20 protein-coding genes and 3 pseudogenes are annotated in these 17701 nt (G+C 59.2%); 7 read left to right on the top strand and 16 right to left on the bottom strand.

Annotated elements, in window-relative coordinates; all coding sequences use genetic code 11:
• Window positions 1-11: 11 nt before the first annotated feature.
• The 4 genes and pseudogenes from RCH10_RS23200 to RCH10_RS23185 form a co-directional block, all read right to left on the bottom strand.
• Window positions 12-599 (bottom strand): annotated as a pseudogene (locus tag RCH10_RS23200) (FAD-dependent monooxygenase); the annotation flags it as partial.
• A gap of 112 nt (window positions 600-711) precedes the next feature.
• Entirely contained in the window at window positions 712-990 is a 279-nt protein-coding gene (locus RCH10_RS23195) for a hypothetical protein (RefSeq protein WP_409054261.1), read from the bottom strand.
• Window positions 991-1071: 81 nt separating this feature from the next.
• On the bottom strand, window positions 1072-1611 hold the full coding sequence (locus tag RCH10_RS23190; RefSeq protein WP_409054260.1) for a hypothetical protein: 540 nt from the start codon (window positions 1609-1611) through the stop codon (window positions 1072-1074).
• Window positions 1612-2335: 724 nt separating this feature from the next.
• Window positions 2336-3026: pseudogene (locus RCH10_RS23185) on the bottom strand (ParB-like protein).
• Between the two features lie 184 nt (window positions 3027-3210).
• Between RCH10_RS23185 and RCH10_RS23180 the strand changes: the two are divergent.
• Window positions 3211-3486: a hypothetical protein gene (locus RCH10_RS23180; protein ID WP_409054259.1), complete on the top strand. Its 276-nt coding sequence runs from the start codon at window positions 3211-3213 to the stop codon at window positions 3484-3486.
• A gap of 502 nt (window positions 3487-3988) precedes the next feature.
• On the opposite strand, the gene RCH10_RS23175 is transcribed toward RCH10_RS23180, so the two are convergent.
• From RCH10_RS23175 to RCH10_RS23125, 11 genes and pseudogenes are all read right to left on the bottom strand, one after another.
• A complete protein-coding gene (locus RCH10_RS23175; protein ID WP_409054258.1) occupies window positions 3989-6589 on the bottom strand; it encodes a PAS domain-containing protein in 2601 nt (866 codons plus the stop codon).
• Between the two features lie 123 nt (window positions 6590-6712).
• Window positions 6713-7774, bottom strand: a complete 1062-nt coding sequence (locus RCH10_RS23170; protein WP_409054257.1) for a sensor histidine kinase — start codon at window positions 7772-7774, stop codon at window positions 6713-6715.
• Between the two features lie 220 nt (window positions 7775-7994).
• Window positions 7995-8246, bottom strand: a complete 252-nt coding sequence (locus RCH10_RS23165; protein ID WP_409054256.1) for a hypothetical protein — start codon at window positions 8244-8246, stop codon at window positions 7995-7997.
• A gap of 419 nt (window positions 8247-8665) precedes the next feature.
• A pseudogene (locus tag RCH10_RS23160) lies at window positions 8666-9366 on the bottom strand (glycosyltransferase).
• Window positions 9367-9473: 107 nt separating this feature from the next.
• Complete coding sequence (locus RCH10_RS23155; RefSeq protein ID WP_409054255.1) at window positions 9474-10058, bottom strand: DUF1810 domain-containing protein; 585 nt, start codon at window positions 10056-10058, stop codon at window positions 9474-9476.
• A gap of 111 nt (window positions 10059-10169) precedes the next feature.
• Window positions 10170-11132, bottom strand: a complete 963-nt coding sequence (locus RCH10_RS23150; RefSeq protein ID WP_409054254.1) for a hypothetical protein — start codon at window positions 11130-11132, stop codon at window positions 10170-10172.
• Between the two features lie 349 nt (window positions 11133-11481).
• Window positions 11482-11574: a DUF3606 domain-containing protein gene (locus tag RCH10_RS23145; RefSeq protein WP_409054293.1), complete on the bottom strand. Its 93-nt coding sequence runs from the start codon at window positions 11572-11574 to the stop codon at window positions 11482-11484.
• Window positions 11575-11794: 220 nt separating this feature from the next.
• Window positions 11795-12085: a hypothetical protein gene (locus RCH10_RS23140; protein ID WP_409054253.1), complete on the bottom strand. Its 291-nt coding sequence runs from the start codon at window positions 12083-12085 to the stop codon at window positions 11795-11797.
• A 9-nt stretch (window positions 12086-12094) separates the two neighbouring features.
• Window positions 12095-12406, bottom strand: a complete 312-nt coding sequence (locus tag RCH10_RS23135) for a hypothetical protein (protein WP_409054252.1) — start codon at window positions 12404-12406, stop codon at window positions 12095-12097.
• A gap of 177 nt (window positions 12407-12583) precedes the next feature.
• The gene (locus RCH10_RS23130) at window positions 12584-12991 is read right to left on the bottom strand and encodes an Hsp20/alpha crystallin family protein (RefSeq protein ID WP_409054251.1); all 408 of its coding nucleotides are present in this window, start codon (window positions 12989-12991) and stop codon (window positions 12584-12586) included.
• A 12-nt stretch (window positions 12992-13003) separates the two neighbouring features.
• On the bottom strand, window positions 13004-13435 hold the full coding sequence (locus RCH10_RS23125) for an Hsp20/alpha crystallin family protein (protein ID WP_409054250.1): 432 nt from the start codon (window positions 13433-13435) through the stop codon (window positions 13004-13006).
• Between the two features lie 388 nt (window positions 13436-13823).
• On the opposite strand from RCH10_RS23125, the gene RCH10_RS23120 reads away from it, so the two are divergent.
• From RCH10_RS23120 to RCH10_RS23095, 6 genes are all read left to right on the top strand, one after another.
• Window positions 13824-14444, top strand: a complete 621-nt coding sequence (locus tag RCH10_RS23120) for a tyrosine-type recombinase/integrase (RefSeq protein ID WP_409054249.1) — start codon at window positions 13824-13826, stop codon at window positions 14442-14444.
• Window positions 14445-14595: 151 nt separating this feature from the next.
• Window positions 14596-14904 carry a hypothetical protein gene (locus RCH10_RS23115; RefSeq protein WP_409054248.1) on the top strand — a complete coding sequence of 103 codons (309 nt, stop codon included), beginning with the start codon at window positions 14596-14598 and terminating at the stop codon, window positions 14902-14904.
• A 227-nt stretch (window positions 14905-15131) separates the two neighbouring features.
• Window positions 15132-15401, top strand: a complete 270-nt coding sequence (locus tag RCH10_RS23110) for a hypothetical protein (RefSeq protein WP_409054247.1) — start codon at window positions 15132-15134, stop codon at window positions 15399-15401.
• Complete coding sequence (locus RCH10_RS23105) at window positions 15398-16084, top strand: hypothetical protein (protein WP_409054246.1); 687 nt, start codon at window positions 15398-15400, stop codon at window positions 16082-16084. Before RCH10_RS23110 ends, RCH10_RS23105 begins: the two co-directional genes overlap by 4 nt.
• Before the next feature lie 289 nt (window positions 16085-16373).
• Window positions 16374-16595: a hypothetical protein gene (locus tag RCH10_RS23100; protein WP_409054245.1), complete on the top strand. Its 222-nt coding sequence runs from the start codon at window positions 16374-16376 to the stop codon at window positions 16593-16595.
• A gap of 303 nt (window positions 16596-16898) precedes the next feature.
• Complete coding sequence (locus tag RCH10_RS23095; RefSeq protein ID WP_409054244.1) at window positions 16899-17363, top strand: hypothetical protein; 465 nt, start codon at window positions 16899-16901, stop codon at window positions 17361-17363.
• A gap of 129 nt (window positions 17364-17492) precedes the next feature.
• Here RCH10_RS23095 and RCH10_RS23090 read toward each other — a convergent pair.
• Window positions 17493-17701 (bottom strand): hypothetical protein (locus tag RCH10_RS23090; RefSeq protein WP_409054243.1); only part of this gene is annotated, 209 nt, incomplete at its 5' end.

Here is a 17701-nt window from a genome sequence, read left to right as displayed (position 1 = left end):
CAACAGTCGAGGTGCCTCTGCTGGAAGATGGCGCGAAAGTCAATGACACTGTCGATGTCCGATCCTGCTGGCGTGAAGCGGCCGACTGGCGAATCAGGAGATTCCGCCAGGAAAGCGGCAAGGTCGCGCAGCCGCGCGCCGCTTTCATCGGCGAACGCGTAGATACGCCAAGCGCCGTCGGCACGCGCTGCATGGCCAAGCTGCATCGGCTTGGCGTCGGCAAGCCGCACGACGGGTGCCGAGTGAAACCGCATACCGATCGTGAAGCCTTTGGCCAGAGCCTGGTGGGTCGCGTCGGCTGTCAGTACGGTCGTCGGTGCGTAGTGCGTCGGGACGCCGACGGTGTACCGACCCGACTTCACGAAGTAAGCCTGGAGTTCCTGCGGGTCGACACCGCCAAGTTCGGGATGGTCTGGGTCTTGCGGTGCCGATCCCATGATCTTCGACCACTCCCTGTCGAAGTCGATAAGGCCCTGCGCGATTGCCTGGCGCTCGACAGAGTAGGTGCGCAGCAGCTCAGGCGCGACGCGGCTATCGAGAACCGAGGCGAGCTTCCAGCCGAGGTTGAACGCGTCCTGCATCGAGACGTTCATGCCCTGGCAACTCGCGCCCCTATCCGCAAATTAATGCAAGACCGGAAAACGCCAGAATGCAGTTAAAAACGTTCAGTCTTTGACTTAGACCCCGCCAAGGCAATGGGATCGCTGCCCATCAGGGTTTCACGACTTCACCGGTCTTGTTGTCTTTGCGCACCGTCGAATCCTTGTTAAGCAACTCGTTGCACATTGCGTCCTTCTTCATCACCGAGCTATCTTTTTTCACCGAATTCTGGGCCATGGCCATGTGCTCTTTGCACTGTTGAGCAGTCATCACCATCGTTGAGCCGCTGTCCTTGGCTATCCCGTCTTTTTTCACCGCATCTTGGGCTGAGACGCCTGCGCTGGCGATTGCCATGGCGCTACATATGAGTGTTGTGGTTAGCAGTTTCATAAGAGTGTCCTTATCGATTTTCGTCAAAGCTGGTAAGCGGTGGGGGCGGGCAGGGGGTTGCTGCCGCTCGCCCCTGAACCGTTAACGATAGATATGCTCGCCGCGCGACTGCTTCCATTGGTCTTGAAGATGCGCTGCATCAGCGTCATTCTTCGCGCGTAGACCCATAAGAATGCCGCCCTTCTTGATACCGTCTTCGTAGTGCTTGATGCGCTCCTCAGGCATGTTCCAACCCACGATAGCGCCCACCAAGCCACCGCTTGCAGCGCCGGCACCGGCGCCCGCCACTGCTGCAGCCAGTGGGCCCGCAATGACCAGTCCGAGGCCTGGAAGAACCAGGTTGGTTCCCAACGCGGCAATGGCTGCGATCGTCGCACCGACGGCGCCGCCAATGGCACCGCCCACACCAGCGCCTTCGGCTGCCTTATTTCCTAGTTCGGTTTTTACGCCGGTTTCGCCAGAAAAATGTCGGGTGCGCGTTTCATCTGACATCACGAGATTCAAGTCATCCTTGGTATAACCGCGCGCCTCGGCGGCGGTGTACGCGGTTTCTGCGCTGGCACGGTCAGGGAAGATTCCCGTGACAAGCCTGCCGTTTTCAGTGACTGGGTTTGCGTTCATAAGAAAAGCCTCTTTTAGTAGTTGGGCGACAGTGACGGATTGCGAAAGGCACTCTTCGAGTGCAGGGAAAGTGTCTAAAAAACGAATGGATGCACTTCGTAAATTCCCACCTTGTCTCTCAGTAGGCGCAAATCCAAGGATTTGCGTCGGATTTTTCGTACTGACGCCGACTGTCTGTAGCGCGCTACGCGATTCAATACAAAAGAAGAACGCAGAGGGCGAAGAGAAAAGGAGACTCGTGACACTCCCTTTATCCTCGCCGCCCGCGTAACGAAATTCGCCTTATTCCTTACGGGCCGGAACCTGGTTCATGTTGGACGCAGCTGGCGCACGCGCGGCGTTTTGTGCCGCGTCCGCTCGGTCCTTCTTATTTGCCTCGTGACGTCCGACGGCGCAACCTGCAGCGGCCCCGAGCAAACCATGGTGTCCAGCCAAATGCCCTCCGACGCCGCCAACTGCCGCGCCTGCAACGCAGCCCTTGGCACTTGCCGCTCCGCTCGCAAAGGCCATGGCCAAAACCACCGCCACTCCAACTCTCGTTGCTTTCATCATTAACTCCGGTGTGAAGGGAAATTTCCCGAACGCAGATTAGCAATCCCAGACAGACCGGGACTGTCAAAGAGACTAATTCTTATGTAGGCCACGAGGCAGTCAAGGCAGTTACCTTTGCGGGTTGCGGGTTGCGGGTTGCGAGTTGCGTCCCGGACCTGCATGATCGGTTCCTTCAGGACGGACCCGCCCAACCGGGCAACTGTGCGCTTGTGTCGGACTTCGCCAATTTGAGCGCGAGCTTCACGACTTTCTTTTTGTTCCCCGCAAGAACCTTTGAATCTACTGCCGCGCGAAAGTAGTTGGCCCACAGAAACTCCAGAAACGGCGCGTCGGATTTCGAAAAGCCTCCCGCATCCCGAACTTCCGCGGCGAGACTGCGGCATGGGTCATCTCTGAGCTTTTCGAAGCTGTCGGGGATGTCTTTGAGATCGCATCTGACCCCTGTCTCGTGGTAGGGATGGGCCCACGTGTAGTATCCAGGAATATCCAAAAGCTTTCGGGCTCCAGCGCCGAAAGATCCTTGACGATGCCAACCTGCACAAAGTCACTTTGTTTCTTGACTAGCACAGCCGCCGTGTGATGGTGGTCAAGGATATAAAAACCATCGGCGGGGCCTTTGAATACGGGAAAAGTTCCTCGCGCATCTCTTGACGCTGCTCCTTGGACGTCATCGCCAACCAACTCTTACGCTTCTTATGGACTTCTTCGAAACCAACAGTCATCTGAGTAGGTCGGAGTTGTTTCCAGCTCGACTTCCAAAAGCTTGGAACCGATTCAACACATCTGCAATTCCTTTGAGGTGAAAGCGCAACATGCTCGCACTGCCTATTTGTTCCAGAGCGTAGGTGACGGACGTGACTCACTTGATGAAGCTGATCTTTGGCGAAGGCACCGACCTTCAAAGTTGGCAGATGGCGACGCGAGGCGTAGTCGGTTGGTATCGCCCTCGGGCTTATTCGCGCCTCAGGCCGGCGGTCCCTCGGACAGCACAGCCCGAGCGACGCGTGTGTCACCGTCTTGCTGGGCGCCGTGTTGAGCCGAGCAGTCGTGGGTGCCTTCCCCTTCGTCTCGACTGTTGCGGCAGCCGCGGTTATCGTGTTCTTACATCGTGCGGTGGCGTTGCTCAGTATCCGCTGGCGATGGTTTGAGGATTTGGTGACGGGGCGGGAAATCGACTTGGTCCATCACGGACAGATAGATCGGGTGGCCATGCGCCACGCGCTGGTCACCGACAGAAATCTTCAGGAGGCCGTCCGGCAATCCCCGGTGACAAGGCGATTGCGGATGTTCAGCGCGCCGTTTTGGAAAGAGATGGAAAGTTGACCATCATTGGTGAACCCCCTGTCGACGGACCAGGACAGAACGTCAACATTAATCCCCCAACTGGAATGACAGCCTGTGGATGGCCGCGAGCAATGATGTGCCTTCGTCCGTGGACAGGCCGTGAACGATGAGTACCTACCCCACTGTCATTTTCGTTTCCCGCCGCAACTCATTGCGTAGCAAACTCGCGCAGGCGAGCCTATCTCACATCGCCAGGAACCAGTTCGCATCGCTTTCATGCGGTCAGCCGGGACAGATTTCTCGAACGATACATCCAGCTGCTATGGAGGCACTTCGCATCGCTGGCGTTCCTCTGCCGAACGAGCCGCTACGCAGTTGGGCCGACCTTGCACTGCCTGATCTTTCCCGTTCGGCATTCGTTGTGACGCTGGACAGTTCGACGGTCCTGTCTCAGCCTCGCTGGCCTGGTCAGCCTGATTCAGCGCTCTGGAGCTTCCCGGACGTTGCAGCACTTGATGATATGGAAGCATCGGTCAGTGCATCAGTCCAGATCCTGCACGCGCTGCGTCGCCGTCTGGAGCTTTTCGTCAGTCTTTTCGTTCATGGCGGAAGCCGCGATGCCATTCGTTCCGATGTCCGCGATCTGGCGTACCTGCGGTAGTTGGTCTTGGTGAAACCTCGGTGGACTTTCTACGTCCTTGCGTGTGTCGGCTATGGTCTCCCGTAGAACGGTTTCCAATACGCCCTCGAGCTCTGCGATGCGGAAGGGTTTCCGGAGCATCGGCGCAGCCAGGCCCGGGACGCTTTGGATGGCTTGCGTATCGGCAAAGCCACTTGCAAAAATAATCGGCAGCGCGGGGCAACGCGCACGGACTTCACGCGCAACGTCGGCGCCTGTCATGCTGGGCATGGCGAAATCAACAATCATCACATCCGGTTTGACCGTGGCCAACGCGGCGATGCCTGCAAAGCCATCTTCCGCTTCTACGCTCGTGTAGCCCAAGGCCTCCAACGCGTCGGCCAAAAAGCGACGTACGCCGGGATCGTCGTCCACGATCAGGACCTTCAAGCCAATCTGCGGGTCTTGCGTCTGCTCAATGATGTCCCGGTTAGCAGCGGTCACTGCACCCACACATGGGAACTGCATCGACACGAGGGTTCCTACGTTGACACGGCTCTCCAGCCGAACCGTGCCGCCAGTCTGCCTTATCATTCCGTACACCTGACTTAGTCCTAGGCCAGTGCCTCGCCCCACTTCTTTGGTGGTGAAGAAAGGATCGAAGGCACGTGCAGCAGTTTCGGGAGGCATGCCAACACCGGTATCGATGACGTTCAATATAACGAAGTCGCCTGCAGGAATTTCGTCGCACGCGACCGTGAAGCGACGCGACGCCGAGATCGTCAGTTCCCCGCCAGTGGGCATCGCATCGCGGGCGTTGACCGCCAAATTGAGTAAAGCCATTTCTATCTGCGTTTCGTCCCCGAGGACATTGAGCTCTTGCGCTTGCAGGTCCAGATGCACGCGCACCGTGGGCCCTGCGCTTCGCATCAGCAGATCTTTCAGGTCCATGATGAGTACCGCAAGGTTCAGCGGCTTGAACTCGAGTTCCTGCAGCCGTGAGAACGCCAGCAGTTGCCCTGTGAGTTTGGCACCGCGTCCGATGGCCTCCGCACCCTGGGCAGCCCACGCACGAACCTTGTTCGCATCGTCGGGCTTGCGTCGAATGAGTTCCAGACTGCCGGAGGCCGCCTGAAGCAGATTATTGAAGTCGTGGGCAATCCCGCCTGTGATCTGCCCCATGGTCTCCATCTTCTGGCTTTGGCGCAAAGCCTCACGTGTCGTCTCCAGCGCTTGCGCAGTCGCCTTTTCGGCCGTGACGTCTCGGCCGCTGGCATAGATCAACCCCCCTTCCACGGCCGTAACCCAGGCGATCCATCGATAAGTTCCATCCTTGTGCCGGCATCGCGTCTCGTAAACACGCGGTCGAGGCGCAGCTGCCTCATCTAAGGCCTGCTGACTGGCGTCGCGGTGCTCCGGGTGGTTGAAGTCGAGGTGGTGACGACCGATCAGCTCCTCAGGCTGCCAGCCGAGAATGTTGTGCCACGCATCGTTGGCCGCCTTGAAAGTCCCGTTGGCATCCACCACCGCCTGAAGGTCTTGTGCAAATTTCCACGCCCGGTCTCGCTCAAGAGTGCGCTCTTCAACGATGCGCGCGAGTTCGTCTCGCGACCGTGCCAGCACCTCCCTGGCTTGGACGATTTCATCAATGTCCGTGCAGGATCCATACCATCGAGTGATGCGGCCCGAACTGTCACGCGCAGGTTGCGCCCTCCCCAATACCCAGTGGTAGTTCCCTGAGTGATGCCGGAGCCTGTATTCAATGTGGTACGGCTCGCCGGTTGTAAGAGAAGCCCGCCAAGTGGTCCAGGCGCGCTGCTGGTCGTCGGCATGGAACATGTTGCTCCAGCCCTCTCCGTCAGTGGACCCGACAGGTGTCCCGGTGAAGTCATACCAGCGTTGATTGAAAAAATCGTGATCGCCACTCGGGAGAGCAGCCCAGAGCATCTGATCAATTGAATTTGTAATGGCCAGCAGGCGCGCCTGACTTTCAGCCAGTGCGCCCACCGCCCGTGCGCGTTCAACAGCGTCCCACGTTTGATCCGCCACCGCACGAACTAGGCGTAATTCGCCAACTGTCCATTTGCGGGTAACCCCATGATTGATGTAGAGGCCCGCACGCCAGCTGCCCGCCCGCATGATCGGCATGCTGACCATCGACGCGCCCCCTCGGACGACGAAAATGGAGCCGGTGGTGCGAGGATCCAGTCGCGTGTCCGCGATGCTTAACGTCCGACCTGCGACCACCTCCGCGAGGTACGCTGTACCGATGAGAGCCGCTGCTGACTGCCCCGTCAACGGCAGTAAAACGCCGTCAGACCAGCCGGTGATAAAGCTGAGGGTCTGCACGTCCGTCTCGAAGAATCCGACGCTGTCCACACTAATTTGTTTGCCCAGTGCCGCACAGGCAACATGAAGCATCACGTGAGGATCGGATGTCTCCCGTTGGCCGCGCGAGAGTTCGAGCAGGACTGCCTGATCGCTTGACAGGTCTACCGGAGTCCGGATGCCGTTAGGTTTCATTGTGAATTCGAGAGGAGGGTGGCCCACTCCGGTGGTTCTGAAGCACAGGGCAGCAGCGTGACGAAGGAATTCAAGAGAAGACGAGAGGGATCGTCCGCGTTACTCCAAAGCAAATTCACAATTTCATTGGCTCTGTGGTCGAAACCTGTAGGGGGAGGCGAGCTGTGTCTCAGGAAAACGCACCCGTACGATGGTGCCGCCAGTCTCGCTGGCCGCTATGGCGATTTGGCCGCCGAGTGCGCGCGCAAAGCCTTTCATTATTCCCATGCCCAATCGCTCGCTCTGATTCACATCGAAAGTGCGAGGTACGCCGCGGCCGTTGTCTTCGACCGTCAGCACGTACTCCACGGGGCGCATCGTCTCTGGATTGAGCCGGACTGCGATCTGGCCGGCTTGGCCGGCATCGAACGCGTGTTTCACTGCGTTTGTCACCGCTTCCAAAACAAACAAGGAGAGCGTGATGGCCCGATCCGCGTCGAACGTAAGTTGCGGGCATTCCACAGTGCAGCGAATGTGGGTCGCGTCCGCAGCGCCTAAAAAGTCATTGCAGAGCGCTTGCAGATAAGGGCCGAACGCGACGTTAGCGTTGGCTGGGTCATAGAGGCGACGATGAATTCTGGAGAGCACTTCAAAGCTATGTCGTGCTGTCTCCAACGCCTCCACTGCTTCCGGATTGTGTTTCAGACGTCGCTTCTGCACGGCAAGCGACGTCGCGACGACCATGAGGTTGTTTGCTACGCGGTGCTGAAGTTCGTGGAAAAGAGTGGTCCGCTGGACGACGAGTTCGTCAGTGCGCCTTTGCAGCGCATCGAGGCTTTGCAGGGATCTCGTCAACAGGTCGATTACCCAGACATCCACCGCCGCAACAACGGCAAAAAATCCCATCGCGAACACCCCGTTCGCATTCAAGTCTAGGCTGTTGCGGGGTTCGATAAACCAATACCAGGCTGCGAATACCGAAACACACGCACATGCGGCGCCGGGACCCCTGCCACCTAGGAGCGTGGACAGAACGATCGCCGGGAAGAAGGTAAGAAAAGGGAAGCCGTTGGCCAATACGTCGTCGAGGCCAAAACGGGCCCCTAACGCAGCGGTGAAAGAGCCCACGGCGAAGGCGTACCCGCGCCAGGGTTTGTTTCGAAACGGGGCGACCAAGCGCAAAGCTGATGTATTCGAGGCTGTCATTGCTTTTTAGCCGGTGGCACCGCGCGAGCCTACCAACTACTGCGGACACTTCGACTAACGTTTTCGTGCAGACGTCATTCTTTGTTACCAGTCGTCTGAAGATTGGTTTGTCTCTCGTTAACAAACAGGAATCCATCAGGCTTTGGTCAGGTAAGCGATCGCGTTTGCGCCGGAGTTCGGGAGGCCTGCTGCCTTATCGAGAACACAGCACGCTCTGTCATCAAACCCGCATCCGCTCGAGCACCTGCTCGATGAGTTCGCCAAGATGCTGCTGAAGGAGCGCCCGCGCTCCACTGCGCCGGGCTTCCTCGTCTGCTAACGCCCGGACATTGGCAGCTGCCGGACCGGAGCCGACCCCGCAGTGCTGCAGAACCTGAGCTGCCGAGAGTTGGGCGTGCAGTCGCATGATGCGTGCGTCGTGCGCGGCCAGCGCTCGCAGCAAGTGATGCAGCGGGTTAACTTCGAAGTCCATGAGGTCGGGTCCTGTCGGGAAGGCGCACGGTGAGCTGTGACTACCACTTTAGTATCAATTCGTTGCGGACGCTCTCAGGGTTGACATGGGTACCTTCAGGGTGTCATGGGTACGCGCTCGCTTATATGCTGGCGCCCCTGCCCCTGCGTCTCAAATGGCACAAGGATTCTGTCTTCCCGTTAACCCGACCCCGACCTTGTCCAGTCTTATCACGAACTCAGCACACCGCCTGTTGTTGGGCGTGCCTGAGTGCATCGGCAGCGGTCTTATAGGGCTCGGGCTGTGCATATGCAGGGCCTGCTGCTCCATTCCCGAAAAGCCATAGCGATACAAAAACATGGGTTGGTACAGAGCGTCGCTAGGCCGTTCCACACTGCAAATGAAGCTCCAGCCGCGGTATGCGAAGGAATAGTCAGTCGTCATGAAGCACCTTTTGCCAGCACTGAACCCTGGGCCGACCGCTGTACCACTGCATTGATTAGCGCATCCGCAAAACCCCCTTGAGCGCGGCCATCACGGCGGACGCTTGTCGATACGCGCGGTTTTGCGCTCCAGGCGATTCGAGCCCTGCGGCTTCCAATGCGTGAATCAGCGCATGGTCCTCACTGCATGCAAGGCTCTTGAAGCCACCCGCGCGACGATAAGCTTCGGCAGACACGCCCATGTTGGCACCGTGAACGTGTTTGTGACCATCCCGGTCCATGTAGGTCTGCAAAAAATGCCAATGCAAAAGTTTGGCATGCGCGCCATGGGGTGACCAATCGTCCACTCCGACAGTTCCGCACACCGCATCCGCATCGAGTGAGAGTTGATCGACCAGCCAGCTCGGCGATACCAATGTATCGGCATCGGTGAACCCCAACCATCGCGCCCCTCACTTCAGCAAGGCGTCTGCGCCGATGGCGCGCGCCAGTCGGACGCTGCGGGCATTGACACTCACCGTCGGTACCCGTGCGCACTCGGCTTTCGTCGCTGGGGAATCCGTGCAACTGTCCAGCACCACCAAAACTTCGACAAACTCACTATGCAAAGCCGCATGCACCTTGTAGGCGTTGACTGCTTGCAAACATCGACCGATGGCCAGCTCCTCGTTATGGGCCGGAATGACGATGCCGATCATGATGGAGCGCGCCGTGAATTGCAGGGTCTGTACGGTGGGTTTTCTAGCATGCCGGCCAGGTCGGTTTTGTTCGAAGCAAGATGTAAGTCACTGCCGCCATGCCGCTGTCAGTTCACCAGCGAATAGGTGACCGGGTCGTTTGCGCCGGCGTAATGGCGCCTAAGCACATCTCCGAACATAGGCTCTGACTGCGCGACAACCAAGAACAGCGTCATGCACGACTGCAGCTTCAAATCGTCAGGTGAGCCGAAGATCTGACGTGCCGTGCTGCCCCTGATCGACAGCACGAGTCGGGTGCATCGCAGGAGACGCTGACGCAGCACGGGGTGGCTCCAGTACGCATCCGCCTCGTCTCGGTCAACGATGCCGTAGAAGCGCGCTGCAGCGCTTTTGCCTAGACCCTGCAGCTGCGGAAAGATGAACCACATCCAATGCGATTCCTTACGCCCGTTTGCCAGCTCGGCGCACACGTCCGCATACACCGGTGCTTGTGCCAGGAGGAACCGCTCGAGCCCGATGCACGCCCGGTCCCAGGGCCTCCGGGAAGCGCCGGCGGCACCGAAGACCTGCGTGAAATTTTCACCCGCCATCAGCTTCTCTCCAGGGCGTTCTTCGCCGGCGCCGATGTTGTCGACGCAGCCGTCCGCCGGTGGCGCCAACCCGCTACTGCCAAGGTTGACCATGTTGGTCATTCGGGGCCGTATCCGCGGTTTCGCTCAGTGCATGAACAGGGCGATCAGGATGATGATGGGAATCGGCACACCCAGGAAAAGCAAGAGCAGTGAACGCATGGAATTTCTCCTTCAGAGTGTGTGGATGGGAAGGTCACGACGGCGCCCGCCAAACGTTGCGGCGAGGCTTGCGACAAAGGCACCGATGAGCAGCGTGATGAACATCCACAGCGTGGCGTAGGCGGACGCTTTGCGCGCTTTGTCCGCCGCATCACGCGCCGCGGTTTCGGCATCGCGCATCTTGGCTTGCAGCTTGGTGTACGTGTCAGCCACCCGTTTCTCGGCGTCTTGCCGGCTGAGACCTGTGCGTTGCGCGACGAGCTGGGCCACATAGCGCTGATCGTCCGGCGGCAGCGCGCCGCTACCGGCGTTGGAACCGATGCTGTTCATGAAGATGCGCGTCACCTCGGCGGTGGGCGGCGTCTTGCCAGAGGGTGGGTTGCCCGAACCCGCAGCGGTTGAGCCCGCCGCATTGGACGAATCGGTGGAGGGCGCAGCAGGCGCCGAATTCGGCGCCGCATCGGCGTCCTTGCGGAAAAGCGAGTCCACGAAATAACCGGTGCCTGGGGAACCGCTGGTACCTGCGCCAACCATTGCGCTGGCACCGCCTGGAACCGATCCGCCGCCAGCCGCCATAGCAGCTGCACCACCTGAAATGCCGGTCATCGCGACACCGGCCTTGGCCCCGGCGCCGAGGATGCCCCCGATCGCTGAGGTCAAAAGGGCTGCGGTCACCAGGGTGGCCACAGCCCACGCGAGAAAGCCATGCGCTGTGTCACGGAAGTAGGCCTCGTGGGCGTGGATGCCGGTCCACTTGCTTCGCAAACGCCCGGCCAAATAGCCGCCCATGCCAGACGCAGCAAGTTGCGTGAACGCCAGCCAGACCACCGTCGAGATCCCGATGGCAGAGGCGCTCGCACCGTCGTTGCGCCACGGTGAAACGGACGACAGGCCGAGGCCAGCGCCAAGCATCAGAAGAATCAAAGACAGCGCTGCGGCCGCAGCCGCACCGGCGAAGATGGCGCCCCAGGACACGGCTATATCCGCTTGCTGCTCCCCTCCATAGTTCAAGCCTCTGTCGATCGCGATTGTCTCTACTGGTGCCATCACTGCCTCCGAGTTGTGTGAGGCAGCAAGATGCTTTTGTTCGATGCACCAGCAGGGTGAGAAAAGTCTATCTATTTAAGTAGGCGCACTTCGGTTGCAGGCGTGACTAGCAGAGTCCGTCAATGGTTGAGCTGCCGCACGTCGTCACAAGCTTTCGCTGGTCTTCGAGCTTCGGCAATACGTCAAGGCGCGACCCGGGTGAACATCACGGCGACAAAGACGCCCGCTCCTAAAACCACAGCTGTGCCGATCTGTCTCACAAGTTTCTTGCGCTTGTTCACTTGGTTTTGGCCAGGTGTTGACGAACCTTGTCCGCCGAATTTCCAACCGCTTTCACCGCGTCTTCAAGCTCGGCTTTGGTGCAGCCCAGCGCCTGCGTCTAGGACCGGACTTCGTGCGGCTCTTTCAAGGAAATGAGCTTGCGGTCGAGCGCTGTCTCTTTAGGATCGTTTGCCATCATGATCTCCAGTGAAAATGAGTTTGAGATGCCAATTCCAGGGTCGGCTTGCGAGCGGCGAGCGCCGGTGATCGTTGCTGCGGTGCCATCGGATGTGACATTCCCTTCACCGCATTTTGTTGACAGCCGCGCCTTACGCACCGTCCGGCGAATCCCGCGCAGCAGCTCCGTGCGAAGACTGCCGTACCGCCTTCAAGGCGGTGTTTGCGACGCTCCAGGCGTCGACCTTGGCCTTGGCAAGGCAACGCACCCTTTTAAGAACCGCATCCTGGCGTTGCTGCATGGCGCCGAGCACCAGTCTGGCCTTGAACTCGTCGCCGGCGCAGACGTCGGCCTGTCCGAATACGCGCTCCGCATGCGCGTCCACTTTGATGGCGATCTGCATGCCCCGGTATTCGATTGTCTCGATCAGTTGTTGCTGCATGCTCATCTCCTAACGCCGCAGCCTTGGGCTGTGACCGGGCGTTACCCGCCATGACGCGGACGGTCCACTTGGCGATGCTGGTGGGGTCGGCGTCATGGCGGGAAAGGTGAAAGCCTGGAGTTCCTCGCGCCCCCTGGAGGTGATCGCGAGGACCACGGCGTGATCGGTTTCAGGGGACGACGAGCTTGCCTCGACCGGGGGCGTCAGCGCGATCACCAGGCCGGCTGCGCGAAGCAGACGAACCGCGTCGATCTCTTCGGGGGTGCGACAAATGGCCGGCAGCGGGGACGCTGCAAGCAGCCTGAGCAAATCCATGGCCATTTCAAAGCTCCTTTCTGTTTGATCAAAAACAAAAACAAGGCGAATTTAACGGTACGGACAGAGCATTTCAAGGTGGTTGTCAGAGACCGGCTGGGGCGTGATGTCCGGCCGTCGCAAACAGACAAAGCCCGACTCAGCGAGCAACAAGAGTGCTGCCAGCAGACCCGGGCTTTGCGCTCATCCTTCGACGTGAATCCGCCTTGGCTGTGCGTGCTCTGCTTTGGGTATGCGCAGCATCAGCACGCCTTGCACGAGCTTGGCCGTTACCTTGGAAGCCTCCAGCTCCTTGCTCAACTTGAACGTTCGGCGAAAGCGCCCCAATGCCACTTCTGTGTGGGTGGACTGGAGGCCTTCAGGCATCGCCAGGTCAAGCTCGGCCTCGATGGTGAGGGTATCGGCCTCGGCTTGCAGGTGCAGTTTTTCTTTCGACACGCCTGGCAAGTCCGCATACAGAGTGATGCCGGTGCCGTCCTCCACCACATCCACCGCTGGCGTCAACGCCGGCGCACTGTATGCAGTGTTGTTCCTTGCCGTGTCATCACTCTGGGTGACCCGGGTCTTGTTTTGAGTTTCGATATCGTTCACGGTTTGGCTCCTTTACTGAATGGCGATGCGACGCGGCTGAGTCGACACGCGTCGTTGAATGGTGATGCGCAGAACGCCATCGCGGTAAGTGGCGCTGAGCGCGTCGGGGTCTGCGTCCTCGGACAGAGCCATCACCCTGCGGAAAGGACCTTCGAAGCGTTCGTTGATGTGCACCGCAGCGCTTTGCTCCTGCTTGGGAAGCGGACTGCGCTTGCCGGCAATCGTGAGCACGCCTCGGTCAAGGGAGACGTCCAGCGCGCTGGGGTCTATGCCCGGCGCGAACGCATAGATCTCGATGGACTTTGGTGTGGCCCCGATATTCAAAGCGGGAAAGCCGCGGCCCAGGCCGCGGATGCTCGGCGAGGGATCGAAAGCCTGCTGCATGTCGCGCTGCAGACGATCTATCTCTGCGAACAGATCACGGGCGGAAAGTGATCGATACATAGCGAGTACCTCCATTCAGGTTGAATAGAGCACCGGAGGCGTCTCCAGCGCTTCCAGTCGACGACATAGGAACGCCAAGAAAGTTTTCAAGCCCCTCGAATTCAAGGACAGCCAGCGGCTGAATCGTTCTTCGTTTGCAGGAGGTATCTATCGTTGCAAGACACAGTCAGGCTGGCCAGCAATGCCACCATGGCGCTGTGGGTCCGGATGGGGAATTGGGAAATTGATGCGTTCGGAGCGCCTGACCTTGCGGCGCGCTTTATCAGCGTGCGTCGTATGAAACCGAGGATGGCAACTTCTGATCTGTTTTGAAGGTGGCGTTTTTCAAAGACTGATAAAGGACGTTATCAGTCATGAATGGACGCACTTGAGGATCAGAGTCAGTTCAGTGCGGTTTTCGGTCGCACTGGCCTCGATTGCCGGGCTGCCGGCGCTGTTTCGGCGCACGCCGGCCGCGGGGCAGCGCACGCTGGAGTTCTTCACGGCCAAATATCCGGACTTTTCGGCTTGCTGCAGCCGGCACGGGTTGCACGATCTGGCGGGGATCGGGCCGGTGCATGAAGCGGCTTACATCGAGCAGCTGCAGGCGCGCTTGTCTGACCCCTCGGTGAAGCAGCATCTGGCCGCGCTGCGGGTGCCCTTTGACTGGCTGGTGGTGGGCCAGGTGATGACATCGAATCCAGCCAGCTCGGTGCGGGGGCCACGGCATTCGGTGCGCAAGGGAAAAACACCCGTACTCGCAGCCGGCGAGGCGAGGGCGATGCTGGATGCGATCGACATCACGACGCCAGTCGGCTTGCGCGATCGGGCGCTGATCGGGTTGATGGCCTACACCTTTGCCCGTGTGGGTGCGGCGATCGACATGCGGGTGGAGGATGTCTATGTGCAGGGTCGGCGCTCCTGGGTGCGGCTGCATGAGAAGGGCGGCAAGGAGCATGAGATGCCTTGTCATCACAACCTGGACGAGTACCTGCATGCGTACCTGGACGCTGCCGGGCGATTCGGGTGAGCGCAAATCGACCTGTGACGGCTTTTTTACCCGAAGCATTCGTGACTATGAGGCGGCCCAGCAATAGGCTGCCAAACCCGTCCTGACGACCTACAAGTCAGACCATGAGATCTGGGAATCGCAGCGCGCCGGTGTCAAAGAAAAGATCAAGGTGCAGGCCAAGAGCGGCAAGGGCAGCACCATGGAGGAACGCGAACTGCGCGACCTCGACAAGGCGCAGCCCAAGCCCCCGCGCATATCGTGGATGCTGGACTATTGCCGGCGTGAGCGCACGGACCAAGTGCCGACGCGGGAAGTGCAGCGTTGTGGACCCGGTGGGCTGCGCGACAAAGCCGCATTCACCGCCGCCGTGAAAGAGCTGGAGGAACTGGGCCGGGCGCGCACGGTGCAGGACGGGCGCAAGAAGCTGGTGCAGATCAACCCCGTGTTGCTGGTGTCGCGGGTGGGGGTGTCGTCATGAGCCTGGCGGACCTGATGCGCAAAGGGAGTCTGCGGGCGCTTGCCACAACGGCATGTGCGACTGCGACACCTGCGACAGTTGCGACACATGAGACGGGATACGCGGCAACTGTCGCAGAAGTCGCAACTGTCGCAGTCGCAGAGTCTCCCGACAGCAAAGCCGCGAACGATTCCGCCCTGGACCCCGACCGTGATCCCGACCGCTGGTGCTGGCCGCATTCCGATGCGATGACCGGCGCGGAGATCGACCGCATGGTCTCGCGTGTCGAACGGTTCGTGGCGCGGGGCTTGAACCTGATCGATGCGACGGCGCTGGCGGACAAGCTGGTGATTCGGGATCGTGACGGCGACGACCACCGGCTGTGCCTGGAGTGCGATCACCTGCGACCGGAAGGACGGTGTGGCGTGCGCACCGTCGCCGATGTTCCCGGTGGTCGGCTAATCGATGTGCTGCCGATCCTGCAACGCTGCAACCAATTCAAGAAGACAACACCATGAGCAATGCAAAGCGCAAACTCGCAGTAGGCCCGGCTCTAAACAACCCGCTTCCGCTGGAGACTTTTCCCGGCGAATCGGACGCACGCGCGAAGGCTCGCGCGATGGTGCGCCCGTCTATCAACGCGGCGATGGTGATCGAAGCCTTCGACGGCAATCTATTGGGCAAGGACACAAGCATTGAGGGGCTGATCGAGGCCTTGCGTGATTCCATGGACCGCACCAAGGGCGGCGACCTGTCTACCGTGGAGGCGATGCTGGTCGGACAGGCGACGGCACTGCAAACGATCTTCGTCAGTCTGGCGAGGCGGGCGCAGTTGCAGCAATCGCAGCGCAACCTGGAGGCGTTTCTGGGGCTGGCGTTGAAGGCGCAGGCGCAAAGCCGGGCCACCATCACGGCGCTGGTGGATCTGAAATTCCCGAGGCAGCAGGCCACGTTCGTGAAGCAGGCCAACATTGCCGCCGGCAATCAGCAGGTGAACAACAGCGGTGTACCGAACAGTGCGCGCGAGGGCGCGCATGCGCACGGGGAGGAAAACAAATCCGTGCAAAACAAACTATTGGAGGCAGACCATGGGCAACCCGGCGGCTGGGTGGACAGAGGACCGGCGGCAACGGCAGCGGGAGGCAATCCAGCGATGGAGGCCGTGGTCAAAGTCCACCGGCCCCAAGAGCCCCGAGGGTAAGGCGGTAACAGCGAGAAACGCTTGCGCCGGGAGCGAGGCGATGAAGCTTCGATCTGCGATTAGATTGCTGAATCAGGCCATGCGGGAGCAGCGGGACGTGCTGAGCCAGTAGTGATGGAGAAGCTCTCACCACCGGCATACAGATCTGCGCCAGACGCCACCAAGGCCCGATCGCGAGCAACATGCCCAAAAGGTATTTCGCCATCTATATGTTCGGTAACGTACTGAACTTTTGTCAGAACCGTCCTACAGTGCTCCTCTGATTTCCGGTTCCTGCGAAAAGAATGCAATGGACACCCTCGACCCAGCACACATCGGCTATGTTGCATTCAGAGCCTTGATCGATGAGCACGATCAAATTATGAAAGCAGCAGCGCAAGGCGCGCCACTCGATGCCGAATTGGTCCGGTTGAGGCTGACCAAGATCAGGATGCTGTACGCCCCAATCGTGCAACCTGAACCTTCGGCTTCAGCACCTAACCCCGGGCCATCGACGCCTGCTTCAGCCTGACTGCGCCCTGCTAGTTTGCACCGTCCGAAAGCTAGGCGTGGGCGTTGATGTTGACTGGCTTCTTTTACCGTGCGCTTCGCTTGGTATTGCCAAATACCGTCCTTGCATTGGGTTGACAGCCTGAAAGCTTTCCTTCAAAAACTTTACTAAGTTATTCACTACGAACTGAGGATTGCAGAAAATCAAAGAATATGAAAGTTTTGCAGTTAGGACGAAATTTCGAATTAGTGCAAGTGCTTAAAACTCTTAAATGAGAACAACTAAAAGCGTGTTGAATAATTCACCTCTGGCATGAAAGTGGCTATGCATCGTTTTCTTGCTGACAACCGTGACGAGTTAATTGCCCGTTGTAAACTCAAACTGGCGCAGCGTCCGCATCATCGGGTGGCGTCCGAAGCGCACTTTGCAAAAGGCGTTCCGATGTTCTTGGATCAACTGATCCGAACACTTGCCGCCGAAACACACAACGATGGTGATGCGAGTGTCAAAATCTCGGGGCCGCCCGGCGGGGATGCTCTTGCCTTGTCGGAGATCGGCGTTAGTGCCACGGCGCATGGCAGAGCGCTTTTGAACCTCGGCTACACGGTAAATCAGGTAGTCAACCACTACGGTGATGTGTGTCAGGCAATCACTGACCTTGCGTTCGAGCGGGACGCGCCCTTCTCGGTTGATCAGTTTCGTACCCTGAATCGATGCCTGGACAACGCCATCGCAGATGCAGTCACCGAATTCAGCTTTCAGCGCGAGATGCAAATTTCTATGCGCTAAATTGCTGGCGAGAAACGGCGGCTCGGCTTTTTGGTTCAGGAGCTTCGCAATGCACTGGGAACAGCGGCCCTCGCGCTTCGGGCGCTTGACCTGGGCAACATGACAGTCAGAGGCGCTACGGGTGCGGTCCTATCGCGCAGCCTTGAAGCGTTGAATCTTCTGATCGGTGGTGCACTTGTCGAAGTGCGCGGCGAGAAGCCGGGGAGCGTCTGAATTTTTGTGTTTCGAGGCGGGTTGATTGAGCTCTGTCTCGCCTGATTTCTCATCTGTTTTCAGGCCCCTGCCAGGCCGCCGGAGGCGCCTTGGTTGAGCCATGTCTTCATGGATCAACCTCCTGC

The sequence above is a fragment of the Variovorax sp. GrIS 2.14 genome, assembly GCF_046115955.1.
Taxonomy (GTDB): Bacteria; Pseudomonadota; Gammaproteobacteria; order Burkholderiales; family Burkholderiaceae_C; genus Variovorax.
This window is presented reverse-complemented; position numbering and strand designations above follow the sequence as displayed.